Below are 14,966 nucleotides of genomic sequence, written 5' to 3' on the forward strand. Positions count from 1 at the left end.
GAGGCAGTATGGATAAGACCCGCCCCGGCAGATTTTTATTTCACACAAATTTACATCATGTGGTGCAGGGGCAGTGCCTTGGCCATGGTGCCGACCAGAAACAGGACTACGAACACCAGCAGGGGAACGATCACATTTGGCGCCATCAGACTCACTCCATGAGCAGGACAGGGCCTCTAACTATGGCCGACTGTCAGGCCGGTCACCAATGAATTTTTTTCGCGAGCGCAAGCGTATTCCTGAGTTGAAAAGGGTGATGAAGATCACACACAATTCGGCCCCCGCTTGCCGCCCCAATTGCCGGGGGTAGGCTGCCCATTTTGCGAAGCCAACTGAAGAGTCGCCCCCATGAGCCCACTGATCGCCATCGCCATCACTACTGGAATTCTCTCCGCCGTCTGGGGCTGGATTGCCGTCGCGTTCGGCCTTATCTCCTGGGTCGGCTTTCTCGGCTGCACCAGCTATTTCGCGTCAAGCGGCGGCTACAAGGCGCTGCTGCAGACCATCTTCTGCAACACCAGCGGCATGCTGTGGGCACTGCTGCTGATCCATGGCGACAGTCTGTGGGGAGCGGGTGTGGCGGGTTACGTGATGACGGGGGTGGTCGCAACCCTGATGTGCGTACAGGCCAAGCAGCAGTGGCTCGGCTACATTCCCGGCACCTTTGCCGGTTGCTGTGCCACCTTCGGGGCGGCTGGCGAGTGGCGGCTGATCCTGCCCTCCCTCATCATTGGCGCCTTGTTCGGTTACCTGATGAAGGCGAGCGGCCTCTGGCTCTCCCATAAAACCCAAAAAGCCGATGCCGCTCCGGCTGTGGTTGATCCCGCCTGATTTATCCCTTCGATTTGAAGTTTGCTGCTTCGATACCGTGCCGATTCAATAACTTGTAAAAATCGGTGCGGTTTCTACCCGCCAGGTTGGCCGCCAGAGTCACGTTGCCCTCGGTAGTGCGCAGCAAACGGATCAGATATTCCTTCTCGAATTCGGCACGAGCCTCATTGAAGGAAGGGATGCCACCACCGCCGCCGCTCAGGGCGGACTCCACCATGGAGACCCCGATCACCGGGCTGCAACAGAGGCTGGCGAGTTGCTCCACCAGATTGCAGAGCTGACGCACGTTACCGGGCCAGGCAGCTGCGGCCAACATCGCCAGCGCCTCCGGCGAGAAGCCCATCGCGGCGCAGTCGCTGTGGCGGCAGCGATAATCATCCAGCGCCTGTCTGGCCAGCAGCGGAATGTCTTCACTGCGGGCACTGAGAGACGGTAAGGTGATATTGGCGACGTTGAGACGATAGAAGAGATCTTCCCGAAAGCGTCCCTCCTCCATCGCCTTGACCAGATCCTGATGGCTGGAGCTGAGCACACGCACCTCCGGCGTGCCCTGGCCATACTCCTCCATCACCTGCAGCAGCTTGGCCTGCAAGGATTCCGACAGGCTGCCAATTTCGTCGAGAAACAGGGTCGCCCCCTTGGCCTGCTCGAACAGCCCGGACTGACCATCTTCACCAAACAGCTGCAAGTCGAGTGACGCCCACGGAATGGCGGCGCAGTTGATGGTATGGAGCGGCTTGTCGCGGCGCTGGCTGGCCTGGTGCAGCGCCTGCGCCATCGCCCCCTTGCCGGAGCCTGACGGCCCCATGATCAGTACTGGCACCTCCATGGTGGCGATGCTGTGAGCCTGGATCAGTAACTGTTCCAACTGGGGATTGCGGGTCAGGATCAGTGACTGCCACTCCTGCTGCTGTTTCGGCCGGGTCAGGCTGAGAGCATGCTCTATGGTGGCCAGCAGCTCATCCTTGTCAATGGGCTTGGTCAAAAAGCTGAAGACGCCGGAGCGGGTCGCCTGAATGGCATCCGGGATGGTGCCGTGGGCGGTCATGATGATCACCGGCAGCCCCAGCCACTGGGCCTGGATCCGCTCGAACAGCGCCAGACCGTCCATGCCCCCCATCCGCAGATCGCTCAGCACCAGATCGGCCCGCTGCTGGCGCAGCAGGTCGAGGGCCCCTTCCGCACTGTCGGCAGTATCCACCTCATAACCCTGACTGCGCAGCCGCATGCTCATCAGCTTGAGCAGACTGACGTCATCATCCACCAGCAAGATCCGGCTCATGGTATTACCTCACGATGCTCGTTGAGCTTGCGCTGGTTGAGCTGGTCATCGATGGCGGTCAGCTGTTCGATCTGGCGACGCAACCGCTGGATCTCCTGACTTTGATCATCGCGTCGGCTGTCGCGAGCCAGCAGCTGTTCGCCGAGGGCGATCCAGCTGCGCAAAAATGCCTGCGCATCGAGACCCAGCTCGGGCAGCATCTGCTTCAGGCGCGCCAGCCCGGCGGTACGATTGGCCACCGATTCGGCCGGGTGGGAATCCACCATCGCCAGACTGACCCGGCTCTCCAGATCATCCGCCCCTTTCAGGCGTTGACGCTCCTGCATCCGCTGCTGGGGGTGACTGGCCAGCAACCAGTCGGAGTATTGCAGACGTACCTGCATCTCCTTGTTGGCAAACTCCATCCGCTTGGCAAAAGCGATATCGGTGGAGTTCTGCTGTTCGTGCTGTGGCAGCAGGGCGCAACCCGCGAGCAACCCCATCATCAGGGCTGGAAATACGCGCTGTATCTTCATAGTTCTCTTTTCAACGTCAACCTGAAGCAGACATCCGCCTGTTCATCTTTCACCAGAACCAACTCACCTCCGAGACTATGGGCAGACTCCCGTGCGATAGAGAGGCCCATACCAGAGCCTTTCAATACACCTTGTCGCACTGTACTGCCTTGTTCGAAGGGTTCAAAAATACGTTGCTGATCGGCAGCGGGGATCTCTGGCCCCTCGTTGGCTACCTCCAGCCAGCTTGTCTGTTCATCCTGCCCTGCCCTGATCCAGATATTGCCCCCGCTGGCGCCGTAACTGACAGCGTTGGAGAAGAGGTTATCGAGGATCAGTCTCAACCGGTAGGGCTCCGCCCACAGGGTAACCGGCCCGGTCGGCAAGTGTACACGGATCTGCTTGGACTCCAATGCCAACCGGTACTCGATGGTGAGTTCTGACAGCATGGGCAGCAGGGGGACAGATTCCAGCTCAAATGCCTCCTGCTGGGTGAGTCGATTGAAGTCGAGCAACCGCTCGATCAGGGTTTGCAAACGGCGACTGCTCTCGTCCAGCATCTGGCAGATCTCCAGCTGATCCGGCGTCAACGGCCCGACCAGCTGCTCGCAGAGCAGATCCGACCCCTCCCGCAGCACCGCTAGCGGGGTCTTGAGCTCGTGGGAAACATGACGCAGAAACTGGTACTTTTGCTGCTCCAGCTCCTTGAGCTTGTCGTAAAGCCAGAGGATCCGCTCCCCCAGCAACACCAGCTCGGCGGGGCCATCTACCGGCCTTGGATCCGGCTCGACCCCCGCCCCCAGGCTCAAGATGCGCGACTCAATCTGTCGTACCGGGTGGATGATCAGGTAGGTGAAGATAAAGACCATCAGCAGGCTGAGCGCCGCTACAGCGCCGCTCACCCACCAGAGCTCCCTGGTCAGTCCGGCGATGGTGAGTCGCACCCGATCCATGTGTTCGTCAACCCGGCTGCGGGTGACCATCTCAAGCTGCTTGTTGGCATCGTTAAACAGCTCTAGCTTGTCCCCCGCCACCGCAGCCTGGGCCAGCGCGGCATCCTGCAAGCTGTCGAGCCAAGCCAGCCCCTGATCGAGCCCCCTGTAGAGCTGACCGTCGGAGATAGAGCTGCGATGTTCTGCCAGCAACACCCGATACCCGTCGAGTTGCTGCTGGTAGCTGGTGAGGCTGCGGCGATCCCCCAGCACCGCGAAGCGGCGCAAGGTGCGTTCGATATCGATGGCCTGCGCCGTCAGTAGGGTGGCGCGGCGGGTATCCTTGACCGCCCGCTCCATCTCGTCGCTAGTGAGTTGGCTGAGGTGGGCAAGGGAGGTGCTGTTGTGCCAGATCATGCCGCCCAGCGGCATCAATACCAGCACGAATCCCATCAATACCACCTGCAGCAGGGAGCGTGGGCGAACCTTGGTCATCATCTCTTCTCTTGCGTTCTCACCGGTGCGCCAGCATAGCTGCACCGCCCAGAAAAACAAAACCGGCCAACAGGCCGGTTTGGATTATCTGGATTGTGGTGATTCACGCCAACGCGACAGAGGCCAGACAGATAATCATGATCAGCGCCAGCGCACCCGAAGCGGTCAACAGCGCCCATTTCAGCTCCACACTCATGCAAACCTCCTTTCTGCCAATCAGTGCCGGATCACAATAGATAAGACAATGTTAAGCCATAGTTAATCCGATAACCGTGAGCTGCGTATACATTTCAGATGAGCCCAACCCCGGGAAGGTCAGCATGTTCTATCTGTGTAGCATTGGTTCCAATATTGACCCGCATATCCATGTCAGCCGCGCGCTGGCCGAGCTGTTTGAGAACGTCGGTCCCCTTCGGCTGAGTTCGGTGATCCGCACCAAGCCGGTGGGAATGCACTCCAGCCACGACTTTCTCAACTGCCTGCTGGTGGTGGAGAGCCCGCTCGATGCCGCCCGCCTCAAGCAGCACTTTGTCGCCCTCGAGGTGGCTCACGGCCGTGATCGCAGCGATCCGCTCTGCAAGGTGCACGACCGGCCACTCGACATCGATATTCTGGCCAGCAACAGGAGCGGTGACTTTGCCTCGGCAGAGGTCGATTCCTATCTGGCGGAGCTGCTGGCAGAGCTCTACGGCCATGGCGAGGTGCATGACCCCAAGGTGGCGCTGCAAGTGACGCTCCCCGCCCAGTCGGGCAAGCTCAAACCCGGCAAGGGCTTGCTGACCCGGCAGGTCGGGCTGGGGCCGCTGGTGCTCGGCAACCCCTCAGAGGTTGGCCAGAGCGCGTCCGCCATCTACCTTGATGCTGGCACCCGTCATATAACTGTTCCCCATCAGTAACTGCACCGCCTGCCAGATGGGCTCAAGTCCCCCCTCCCGCGCCAGCGGTGTTTTCGCCAACACCTGCTGGCGCCATGCCTCGTCATGCTCGTCGAGAAACAGGATCGGCCCCGGCTCTATGGTGTTGACCCGCACCGCAGGCGCCAGCTCGCGGGCAAAGCTCATGGCCAGCGAATGGGCTCCCGCCTTGGTCGCCACATAGCTGGCAAAACGGGGGGCCGGGGCATGGATATAGATATCGGTGATGTGAATGATGCTGGCGTTGGGATTGCTGGCCAGCTGGGGGGCCAACGCCCGGTTTAGCTGGAAGGGGGCCGCCATGTGTACCCGGTAAAACTGCTCGAATTGGGCCAGTTGCGCCGCCGGATCAGTTGCCTGCGGCTCGAAGGCCGAGGCGTTGTGGATCACCAGCGCCAGATCCTGATGGGCAGCCAGCACATCGATCAGCTTGCCAACGTCCTCTTCCCGACCAAAATCCGCCAGCACCAGTTCGACCCCCAGTGCTGCCAGCGTGGCCAGCTCCGGCCGCTCGCTGCGATAGCTGCCCGTCACCTGCCAACCCGCTGCCACCAGCTGTTCACAGAGATAAAATCCGAGTCGACGGCCGCAGCCCGTAACCAATGCACGCATACGATCTCCTTTCCCTTTCATGGTCTTGCATGAACGAAGCCCGCCTGCCAGCGGATCACCGCCGATGGCTTGTGCCTATCAATCCCTGCGGCACAAGCCATTGGTCGCGAGCTACCCGCCCGCGTCATAGTGGCGGCATCCCCCTCTTGCGGAGTTACCACCATGCTGAAAGTACACCACCACATGGGTCGCCTGACCCACTCCCTCACTGCCGGACTCGGCCTGGCCGAGGCGCTGGATCGCCTGCATCAATCGGGTCTTGGCGGCCTGCCGGTGCTGGATGAGCAGAAACGGCTGATCGGCTTTCTTTCCGAACAAGATTGCATTCCCAGCCTGCTCACCGGCAGCTACCACTGCGATACCCGCACCCGGGTGGAGGATCTGATGAACCGTTCGCCCCTCTCGGTCGGGCCGGATGAGAGCATTCTGGAGCTGGCCCGCCAGATGGCTGACGCCAAGCCCAAGATCTACCCGGTGCAGCAACAGGGCAAGGTGGTCGGCATCATCAGCCGCCGTCAGGTGATGCAGGCCCTCAACCAGCAGATGAAGGTGTGCCAGCAGACCTAGATCTGGTAACGCCCCTTGTCACCGATATCGAAGTGCAGGGGCATCCGCCACTTGGCCAGCGCCACCAGTGCGGCGGCCCACTCCACCCGCAACCACTCCAGCAGCCATAACGCCGGCAGCAATACGGGCACCAGCTTGATGCCGGGAATGGCGAAGCAAAACTGCTCCTTAAACGCCAGCCCGGAGAGCGTTGCCAACACAGCTCCCAGCACCAGCGCATCCGGCGCCCCCACCGCAGCCAGGGCCAACGCGCACCAACCAAACCCCTGCAGAATCAGGCGAATCCGCTTGTCGTAGATATGCAGCGAGAAGCCGCATATTGCGCTTGCCACTGCCAGCGACACCAACCATTGTGCCGACGGGAGCAGTGCCATCCCGCTCAGCAGCGCCGCACCGCGGCAAAGCAGCAACAGGGCAGCCGCACTCAAGCCAAGGCGGTAGAGCGAGACGGTCAACTTGTCGATCCCGTCCAGCGGGCTCTCGATTTCAGGATTTGCCATAAACAGTCGCTTCTAACGGATCAGGTGCCATCCAATATACTGGAATCAGGTCTTGGAATATCTTCAAACGGGCTCAGGAGACGTAGTTTGCGTGTGATCCCCCTGTTTTGGTTGCTGTTTCCACTCGGATTGCCCGCCAAGGAGCTGGTGATCTGCGGCACCATGGAGCCCCCGCTCAAGTATCTCGATGCCGATCAGAAACCCCGCGGACTCGATATAGACATAGTCACCACCATCTTCGACAAGCTGGAGACGCCCTTTCGGATCGAGCTGGCCGACTCCGGTGCCCGCCTCACCCGCAATGCCGAAACCGGCGCCTGCGACCTGGTGATGACCCACTCCTACAAGGCAGAGCGGGAGAGTTATCTCATCTATCCCCAACAGGCCCATCTTCGCCACAGCTGGCACTTCTTCGTGCGCAAGGCGGACCTGATGAAGATCCGCTACGAAACGCTGGCCGATCTCAAACCCTGGCGCATCGGCGTGACCAAGGATTTCTCCTATACCCCTGAACTGGCAGCAGCCATGACCGACCCGGCCTATCAGTTTCAGGAGATCACCATGAACCAGCTGCAACTGCGCAAACTGCTGGCCGGACGGATCGATACCGTGCCCATGCCGCTGGTCACCGCCTTCACCCAAATCAAGGAGGAGGGGCTGACGGGCAAGGTCGATTACCTGCCCAAACCGCTCAAGAGCAGCCCCTACTTCAACACCTGGGCCCGCGCACGGGCGGATGCACAGACTCCCGCCCTGATGGCGGCCTACGATGCCGAACTGCTGCGCATGAAGCGAAACGGCAGCCTCAAGGTCCTCTACGACAAGTACGCCATCCCCTATATCGAACCCTGATCAAGGGGTCAGGGTTTCGCACGGGAGATGGATCTCTACGCCCCCCCCTTATGCACTCCGACTCAAGGTTTCACGTCCCGCAGGATCGGATTCTGCAGCGAAATCAGGGTTTCAGTGGACTGGATCTCGTCGATGGTCTGGATCTTGTTGATCAGCACTATCTGCAGCTCGTCGATGGAGCGGGTCATCACCTTCATGAAGATGCTGTAGTGGCCCGTGGTGTAGTAGGCCTCCACCACCTCGTCCAGCGCCTGCAGCTTGGCCAGTGCCGAGGGGTAATCCTTGGCACTCTTCAGATTGATCCCGATAAAGCAGCAGACGTCGTAACCCAGCTTCTTGGGGTTAACCTGCACCCGTGTCCCCTCGATGATCCCCGCCTGTTTCATCTTCTCCACCCGCACATGGATGGTGCCCGGGCTGACCGCCAGTTGTTTCGCAAGTTCGGCGTAAGGGATCCGCGCATTCTCCATCAGAGCGGTGAGGATGGCCTGATCGAGATTATCGATCCGGTAATTTTCCGGCATTTTTTTGCACTCCCGTTGACGATACCTCATTAAAGAACGGCTTATTTTGAAGAAAAAAACACACAAAGCCTATTTCTATTATCGAATATTGAATTTGGTCGGCGATCTGTTGAAAAATCACCACATCCAACGGGGTTTGAAACAGGAATTCAGCATGAAACAGCACTACATTCGCAGCCAACAGCAGATCAGCTTCGTCAAAGAGATGTTCTCCCGCCAACTCGCCCAACAACTGGGTCTGATGGAGGTGCAAGCCCCCATTCTGAGCCGGGTCGGTGATGGCACTCAGGACAACCTCTCTGGCCATGAGAATGCAGTGCAGGTCAAAGTGAAAACCCTGCCGGAGCACCGCTACGAAGTGGTCCATTCACTGGCCAAATGGAAGCGCCAGACCCTGGGTCGCTTCGGTTTCGGCCCGGGCGAAGGGATCTACACCCACATGAAGGCACTGCGTCCGGATGAAGACAAGCTCACCCCCATCCACTCCGTCTACGTGGATCAGTGGGACTGGGAGAAGGTGATGCCGAGCGAGCGCCGCGATCTGGCCTATCTGCAGGAAACCGTGCGCGGCATCTGGGCCGCCATCAAGGCCACCGAGCGCGCAGTCTGCGCCGAACATGAGCTGACCCCCTTCCTGCCAGCCGAGATCCAGTTCCTGCACAGCGAAGAGCTGCTGGCCCGTTACCCGGACCTCGATGCCAAGGGGCGCGAGCGCGCCATCGCCAAAGAGCTGGGGGCCGTGTTCCTGATCGGCATCGGCGGTGCCCTCTCCCACGGTGAGCGCCACGATGTGCGCGCCCCGGACTACGACGACTGGAGCAGCCACAGCGAGCTGGGTCTGGCGGGTCTGAACGGTGACATCCTGGTGTGGAACCCGGTGCTGCAAGACAGCTTCGAGATCTCCTCCATGGGGATCCGGGTCGATGCCGAGGCGCTGCGCCGCCAGCTGGCCATCACAGGCGACGAGGATCGCCTGCAGTACGACTGGCATCAGGATCTGCTGGCCGCACGGATGCCGCAGACCATCGGCGGCGGCATCGGCCAATCCCGTCTGGCCATGCTGCTGCTGCAAAAAGAGCACATCGGCCAAGTCCAGGTCGGCGTCTGGCCGGCCGAGATGAAAGCCGCCGTGCAAGGCATGCTGTAACGAATGAAAGCCATGCCGGCGTCATCGCCGCCGGCATGGCAACAGGCAGGTGGCCGTCGGGGTTGAGCGAGCGCATCCCCGGCAGGCTGTAAGAGGCGAGGCCAGCAGTGGCCGCGCTTCGCAATCGGGGGCTTGCCCCTGCGACCCGCTCAACCCACGCAAGGTCGCGTCACTACATTCCTCCCGGCAATCTTCGGATTGCCGTTTTTTTTACGCCGAAAAACTGTGCTCAAAACCGGCCCCGATCTGGCACTGGTGCGGCAACTCCGCCTTTCTGCTGCCGGTGCAGTGACAGGCAAACAACCGCTCCACCGCCTCTTCCTGCAGATAGGCACCGAGCACCTCCGCCCGCTCTGGGCCGGAAAACTTCAGGTGCAGGCCGCCGATGACGGCGTGGATCCGCTCGTCGCCACACACCTCCTTGGCCCGCTCGATGATGTCCTCGACCCCGGCGTGGCCGCAGCCGATAAAGACGATGAGTCCCTGCTCACTCTTGTAGGCCAGCGCCGAGTCGTCGCTGATCGGATCTTTCTCTACCCGTCCGCCCCGCACTATGTAACCAAGCAAGGAAGGTGCAGCCCGGTCACGCCGCATGATGCTACCGAGAAACACCAGACGATCCGAAAGCCACACCGGCTCGGCCGAGCAATGGGGGAGCAAACCTCTGGCCGGCAGCGACTCCCGAGCCAGCGCCCCCGACAGGCGATAGAGGTTGCGTCGCCAGAAGGGCAGCGACAGGAAGTAGCCCCGCTCGCAAAACACGTCCGGACAGGCGATGAGCGGGATGGGTCTTGGATAGACGGGCAGCGAGCCGACCCCGCCCACATGGTCATAATGACCGTGGGAGAGCACCACATGGGTGAGCGAGGCGAGATCGATCCCCATCACGGCGGCGTTGTGGCACAGCGCCCGGCCACGGCCGCTATCAAACAGCACCCTGAGGCCGTCACACTCCAGCAGCAGCGCCAACCTTCGCTCGGGCAGACAGCCTGGCAGATGAACGTCGTCATCCACCAGCACGGAAAACTTCAGCATCTCGCTTCCCCTGAAAACAAAACGCAGGCACAAGGCCTGCGTTTTTCATCGACAATCCCGTTACTGGGTCATGGTGAGGCCGTTGCTGTCGGCCCCCAGCACCAGTTTTTTGCCCGGCACGATGCGGCCGGAGAGCAGGGCCTGCGCCAGCGGGTTCTCAACCTTCTGCTGGATCGCCCGTTTGAGAGGCCGCGCCCCGTAGACGGGGTCGAACCCGGCATGCACCAGCTTCTCGAGCAGCGCTTCGCTCACCTCCACCTCGTAACCCTGAGCCTCCAGTCGGCCCATCAGGCTCTTGAGCTGGATCCGGGCGATGGACTTGATGTGATCCTCGCCAAGCGGATGGAACACCACGGTCTCGTCGATCCGGTTGATAAATTCCGGCCGGAAACTGCGGGTCAGCACATCCATCAGCATGGCCTTCATCTCGTCGTAATCCTTCTCTGAGTGGTGCTCCTGAATCAGATCCGACCCGAGGTTGGAGGTCATGATCACCACCGAGTTACGGAAATCGACGGTCCGACCCTGACCATCTGTCAGACGGCCATCATCGAGCACCTGCAACAGGATGTTGAACACATCCGGATGCGCCTTCTCCACCTCGTCCAGCAGGATCACCGAGTAGGGACGACGGCGCACCGCCTCGGTCAGATAACCACCCTCTTCATAACCCACGTATCCGGGAGGCGCCCCCACCAGACGGGCCACGCTGTGTTTCTCCATAAACTCGGACATATCGATCCGCACCATGGCATCCTGGGTATCGAACAGGAACTCCGCCAGCGCCTTGCACAGCTCGGTCTTGCCCACCCCGGTGGGCCCCAGGAACAGGAAGGAGCCGATGGGGCGATTCGGATCGGAGAGACCGGCACGAGAGCGACGAATGGCGTTGGAGACCGCATCGACCGCCTCCTCCTGACCAATCACCCGGCTGTGCAGCTGATCTTCCATCCGCAGCAGCTTGTCGCGCTCCCCTTCCAACATGCGGGCGACCGGAATACCGGTCCAGCGGGCCAAGACGTCTGCGATCTCCACGTCGGTGACGCGGTTGCGCAGCAGACTGGTCTCCTGCATCTCGGCCTGAGTGGCGAGATCCAGCTGTTTCTCCAGCTCCGGAATGCGGCCATATTGCAGCTCGGACATCCGACCCAGGTCGCCTGCCCGGCGCGCCACATCGAGATCCTGACGGGCCTGCTCCAGCGCAGCCTTGATATGCTGGGTGCCGGCGAGGGCGGCCTTCTCGGCCTTCCATACCTCGTCCAGCTCGTTGTATTCCCGATCCTTCTCGCCAATCTCCTGATTGATCAGCTCCAGACGCTTGCGGCTGGCGTCATCGTCCTCCTTCATCAGCGCCTGCTGCTCCAGCTTGAGCTGGATGATGCGCCGCTCGAGACGATCGAGCGCCTCCGGCTTGGAATCGATCTGCAACCGGATGCTGGCTGCCGCCTCGTCGATAAGGTCGATGGCCTTGTCCGGCAACTGACGATCCGCAATGTAGCGGTGCGACAGCTGGGCCGCCGCCACAATCGCGGGGTCGGTGATCTGCACATGGTGGTGCAGCTCGTAACGCTCTTTCAGGCCGCGCAGGATGGCGATGGTGTCCTCCACGCTCGGCTCTTCCACCAGCACCTTCTGGAAACGGCGCTCCAGCGCGGCATCCTTCTCGATGTACTGACGGTACTCATCCAGGGTGGTGGCGCCGACGCAGTGCAGGTCGCCACGGGCCAGCGCAGGTTTGAGCATGTTGCCCGCGTCCATTGCCCCTTCGCCCTTGCCGGCGCCGACCATGGTGTGCAGCTCGTCGATAAAGAGGATGACGTTGCCCTCCTCCTTGGCGAGATCGGTCAGCACGGCCTTGAGCCGCTCTTCAAACTCACCGCGATACTTGGCCCCCGCTACTAGCGCCCCCATGTCCAGCGACAGCACCCGCTTGTTTTTGAGCCCTTCCGGCACTTCGCCGTTGATGATGCGCTGGGCCAACCCCTCGACGATGGCGGTTTTACCGACACCGGGAGCACCGATCAACACAGGGTTGTTCTTGGTGCGGCGTTGCAGCACCTGAATGGTACGGCGGATCTCATCATCACGGCCGATCACCGGGTCGAGCTTGCCGAGTTCGGCCCGCTCGGTCAGATCGATGGTGTACTTCTCCAGCGCCTGACGGTTCTCCTCGGCGTTGGCATCTTCCACCTTCTTGCCGCCACGCACCTTGTCGATGGCCGCTTCGAGTTTTTCCTTGGTCAGCCCCTGAGCGCGCAACAGCTCGCCCAGCGTTCCCTTGTCGTCGAGGGCAGCCAGCACGAACAGTTCGGAGGAGATGAACTGATCCTTGCGCTGCTGGGCCAGTTTGTCGCAGACGTTGAGCAGGCGGCCGAGGCCGTTGGAGAGCTGCACGTCCCCTTCCACGCCGCTGACGCGCGGCAGGCGATCCAGCTCCTCACCGAGACGGGAGCGCAGGGCGTTGATATCCATCCCGGTCAGGGTGAGCAACGGACGGATGGAGCCGCCATCCTGATTGACCAACGCGGTCATCAGGTGAACGGGTTCGATGAATTGGTGGTCACGACCCAGCGCAAGAGACTGGGCATCGGAAATAGCAATCTGGAATTTGCTGGTAAGGCGATCGAGGCGCATTGCACTCCCCCTTCAAACAGGCAGACGCCGCTTGCGCGGCAAACAACATAACTTTCTGAGATGAAAGATGAGGCCCGTACGGGCTATTTCAAGGGCATGGGCTGGTTATTTTTTCTGCAAAGCGGGGAGAGGGCAGGATCCCCGCCTCTCTCATACGGATCTGTTCTTGAGAGAGACGGGGTATTAGTTGGCGGGTGATTGCTTAGCGGGCCAACCAGATGAGGGAGGCCATACGGCCGGTCTGGCCGTCGCGACGATAAGAGTAGAACTGCTCGCTATCGCTGAAGGTGCAGTATTCGCCGCCATAGACGGCGGTGACACCGGCGCGGGCGAGGCGCAACCTCGCCAGCTGGTAGATATCCGCCAACCATTTGCCATCGTTGGACGAAGGGACGAACGCCGCTTCTGCTTCAGCCTGCTCAGCCATAAAGGCTTCGCGCACCTCGCCACCCACTTCAAACGCTGTGGGGCCGATGGCTGGGCCAAGCCAGGCCAGGATCTCACCCGGCTCGCAACCCATGGCAGCGATACTCGCCTCCAGCACGCCCTCTTTCAGTCCACGCCAGCCCGCGTGGGCGGCAGCCACTACGGTACCGGCCCGATCGCAGAACAACACCGGCAGACAGTCAGCAGTCATCACGATGCAGGCCTGATCCGCCTCATGGGCGCAGGCTGCATCGGCATCCGGCGCCTGCTCATAATGGCTGCTGACCGGATGAACGACGGTGCCGTGCACCTGATTGAGCCAGTTGAGGGTGCCAGGGATTTCGGCGGCCTGCTGCAAGCGGGCACGATTTGCCTCGACGCGAGCCGGTTCATCCCCCACGTGGGCCCCCAGATTGAGACCGGCAAAGACCCCTTCGCTGACACCACCGTCACGGGTGGTCGAAAGAGCCCGGACGCGTGCTGGCGCCGGCCAGTCGGGTTCAATCCATTTCATTGCTCACTCCTTCACGCTCTATCGTTCAAATGGAAACGGGGCGCTTGGCTGCAACCAGTCAAGACGCCCCGTTTCAAGGTTCTGTGTGCTACGCGCTGTATCGGCGGGTTACGGCAGAAGTTGTCGCAATACCGCCAGATTCATCACCCTTTCCAGACCAGCTCGTCCAGGTTGGCGAGGGCTATTCAGGAGTGCAGTGCCTCAATCAAGCCACTATTTCCAGACCAATTCATCCGGATTGGCGAGGGTGTCGGCACGCAGCACCTCCATCAGCGCCACCATGTCTTGCGGCGTGGGGGAGTGCCACTGCATCACTTCACCCGTGATGGGATGAGCCAGCTGCAGCATGGTGGCGTGCAGCGCCTGACGATGGAAGTTGCGCAGCGCCTCGGTCAGCTCGGGGGTCGCGTTGCGCAGCGGGCGCAGACGGCCACCGTAGGCGGGATCCCCCACCAGCGGGTGTTTGATGTGCGCCATGTGGACACGGATCTGGTGGGTACGGCCGGTTTCCAGACGCAGACGCAGACGGGTGTGGCCACGGAACTTCTCGTGCACCCGGTAGTGGGTCACAGAGGGGCGGCCATTGGGCACCACGGCCATATGGGTACGCTGGGTCGGGTGACGGCCTATGGGCGCATCAACCGTACCACCTGCGGTCATGTGACCGATGGCGATCGCTTCGTACTCACGGGTGATCTGGCGCGCCTGCAACGCTTCCACCAGATGGGTCTGGGCGGGTACGGTTTTGGCAACCACCATCAAACCTGTGGTGTCTTTATCCAGACGATGCACGATACCGGCGCGGGGTACCTCGGCAATGCCGGGGTAGCGGTGCAGCAGGGCGTTGAGGATGGTGCCATCCGGCGTGCCTGCGCCCGGGTGAACCACCAGACCGGCTGGTTTGTCGATCACCAGAATGTGTTCATCTTCATAAACGATGTTGAGCTCGATATCCTGGGCATCCCAGCGAGTATCATCTTCCAGCTCGACATTCACATGCACCTGCTGCCCGGCCAAAATCTTCTCGCGCGGGGTGTTGGCAACCTGACCGTCCAGGGTCACTCTGTCCTGTAAAATCCACTCCTTGATGCGGGTGCGGGAGTAGTCTGGAAACAATTCGGCCAGGGCCTGGTCGAGTCGCTGCCCGAATTGGTGATCCTGGAATTCGCCTGTCAGTTCAATATGCTGGCTCATGTATGGTCTCTTG

General features: G+C 61.0%; 16 protein-coding genes. 5 read left to right on the forward strand and 11 right to left on the reverse strand.

The features are described 5' to 3' along the window. Positions 1-348 precede the first annotated feature (348 nt). On the forward strand, positions 349-831 hold the full coding sequence (locus G5358_RS04225; RefSeq protein WP_005339809.1) for a DUF1097 domain-containing protein: 483 nt from the start codon (positions 349-351) through the stop codon (positions 829-831). Position 832: 1 nt separating this feature from the next. Here G5358_RS04225 and G5358_RS04230 read toward each other — a convergent pair whose 3' ends face one another. The 4 genes from G5358_RS04230 to G5358_RS04245 form a co-directional block, all read right to left on the reverse strand. Continuing rightward, entirely contained in the window at positions 833-2,113 is a 1,281-nt protein-coding gene (locus G5358_RS04230) for a sigma 54-interacting transcriptional regulator (protein ID WP_421223022.1), read from the reverse strand. Further along, on the reverse strand, positions 2,110-2,628 hold the full coding sequence (locus G5358_RS04235; RefSeq protein ID WP_227341794.1) for a hypothetical protein: 519 nt from the start codon (positions 2,626-2,628) through the stop codon (positions 2,110-2,112). Before G5358_RS04235 ends, G5358_RS04230 begins: the two co-directional genes overlap by 4 nt. Then, positions 2,625-4,034: a sensor histidine kinase gene (locus G5358_RS04240; protein ID WP_216954464.1), complete on the reverse strand. Its 1,410-nt coding sequence runs from the start codon at positions 4,032-4,034 to the stop codon at positions 2,625-2,627. The genes G5358_RS04235 and G5358_RS04240 overlap by 4 nt, the downstream gene beginning before the upstream one ends. A gap of 103 nt (positions 4,035-4,137) precedes the next feature. Further along, the gene (locus tag G5358_RS04245) at positions 4,138-4,230 is read right to left on the reverse strand and encodes a YnhF family membrane protein (protein ID WP_216952243.1); all 93 of its coding nucleotides are present in this window, start codon (positions 4,228-4,230) and stop codon (positions 4,138-4,140) included. A gap of 124 nt (positions 4,231-4,354) precedes the next feature. On the opposite strand from G5358_RS04245, the gene G5358_RS04250 reads away from it, so the two are divergent. Continuing rightward, on the forward strand, positions 4,355-4,930 hold the full coding sequence (locus G5358_RS04250) for a 2-amino-4-hydroxy-6-hydroxymethyldihydropteridine diphosphokinase (RefSeq protein ID WP_421323676.1): 576 nt from the start codon (positions 4,355-4,357) through the stop codon (positions 4,928-4,930). On the opposite strand, the gene G5358_RS04255 is transcribed toward G5358_RS04250, so the two are convergent. After that, the gene (locus tag G5358_RS04255) at positions 4,856-5,560 is read right to left on the reverse strand and encodes an SDR family oxidoreductase (RefSeq protein WP_216952245.1); all 705 of its coding nucleotides are present in this window, start codon (positions 5,558-5,560) and stop codon (positions 4,856-4,858) included. The two genes, G5358_RS04250 and G5358_RS04255, sit on opposite strands and share 75 nt — an antisense overlap. A 162-nt stretch (positions 5,561-5,722) precedes the next feature. Here G5358_RS04255 and G5358_RS04260 point away from each other — a divergent pair, with 162 nt between their 5' ends. After that, positions 5,723-6,127, forward strand: coding sequence for a CBS domain-containing protein (locus G5358_RS04260; protein WP_216952246.1), 405 nt, complete (start codon positions 5,723-5,725; stop codon positions 6,125-6,127). On the opposite strand, the gene G5358_RS04265 is transcribed toward G5358_RS04260, so the two are convergent. After that, positions 6,124-6,627, reverse strand: coding sequence for a DUF2301 domain-containing membrane protein (locus G5358_RS04265; protein WP_421323677.1), 504 nt, complete (start codon positions 6,625-6,627; stop codon positions 6,124-6,126). The genes G5358_RS04260 and G5358_RS04265 overlap by 4 nt on opposite strands. Before the next feature lie 87 nt (positions 6,628-6,714). Between G5358_RS04265 and G5358_RS04270 the strand changes: the two genes are divergently transcribed. After that, positions 6,715-7,479 carry a substrate-binding periplasmic protein gene (locus G5358_RS04270; protein ID WP_216952248.1) on the forward strand — a complete coding sequence of 255 codons (765 nt, stop codon included), beginning with the start codon at positions 6,715-6,717 and terminating at the stop codon, positions 7,477-7,479. A gap of 62 nt (positions 7,480-7,541) precedes the next feature. Here the strand turns inward: G5358_RS04270 and asnC are convergent, their stop codons facing one another. Continuing rightward, entirely contained in the window at positions 7,542-8,003 is a 462-nt protein-coding gene (asnC, locus tag G5358_RS04275; protein WP_005339783.1) for a transcriptional regulator AsnC, read from the reverse strand. A 154-nt stretch (positions 8,004-8,157) separates the two neighbouring features. Between asnC and asnA the strand changes: the two genes are divergently transcribed. Continuing rightward, positions 8,158-9,150 carry an aspartate--ammonia ligase gene (asnA, locus tag G5358_RS04280; protein ID WP_421263259.1) on the forward strand — a complete coding sequence of 331 codons (993 nt, stop codon included), beginning with the start codon at positions 8,158-8,160 and terminating at the stop codon, positions 9,148-9,150. 210 nt (positions 9,151-9,360) lie between these two features. Here asnA and G5358_RS04285 read toward each other — a convergent pair whose 3' ends face one another. The 4 genes from G5358_RS04285 to rluD form a co-directional block, all read right to left on the reverse strand. Then, a complete protein-coding gene (locus tag G5358_RS04285; protein WP_421323678.1) occupies positions 9,361-10,185 on the reverse strand; it encodes an MBL fold metallo-hydrolase in 825 nt (274 codons plus the stop codon). Positions 10,186-10,245: 60 nt separating this feature from the next. After that, positions 10,246-12,819 (reverse strand): ATP-dependent chaperone ClpB, encoded by a 2,574-nt coding sequence (gene clpB, locus G5358_RS04290; RefSeq protein ID WP_371154380.1) that lies wholly within the window; start codon positions 12,817-12,819, stop codon positions 10,246-10,248. Between the two features lie 202 nt (positions 12,820-13,021). Further along, positions 13,022-13,759 (reverse strand): peptidoglycan editing factor PgeF, encoded by a 738-nt coding sequence (gene pgeF, locus G5358_RS04295; protein ID WP_421323679.1) that lies wholly within the window; start codon positions 13,757-13,759, stop codon positions 13,022-13,024. A 213-nt stretch (positions 13,760-13,972) separates the two neighbouring features. Next, positions 13,973-14,953 carry a 23S rRNA pseudouridine(1911/1915/1917) synthase RluD gene (gene rluD, locus G5358_RS04300; RefSeq protein WP_227341786.1) on the reverse strand — a complete coding sequence of 327 codons (981 nt, stop codon included), beginning with the start codon at positions 14,951-14,953 and terminating at the stop codon, positions 13,973-13,975. Positions 14,954-14,966: the final 13 nt, after the last annotated feature.

The organism is Aeromonas sp. 604176, assembly GCF_049170755.1.
Classification (GTDB): Bacteria; Pseudomonadota; Gammaproteobacteria; order Enterobacterales; family Aeromonadaceae; genus Aeromonas; species Aeromonas veronii_A.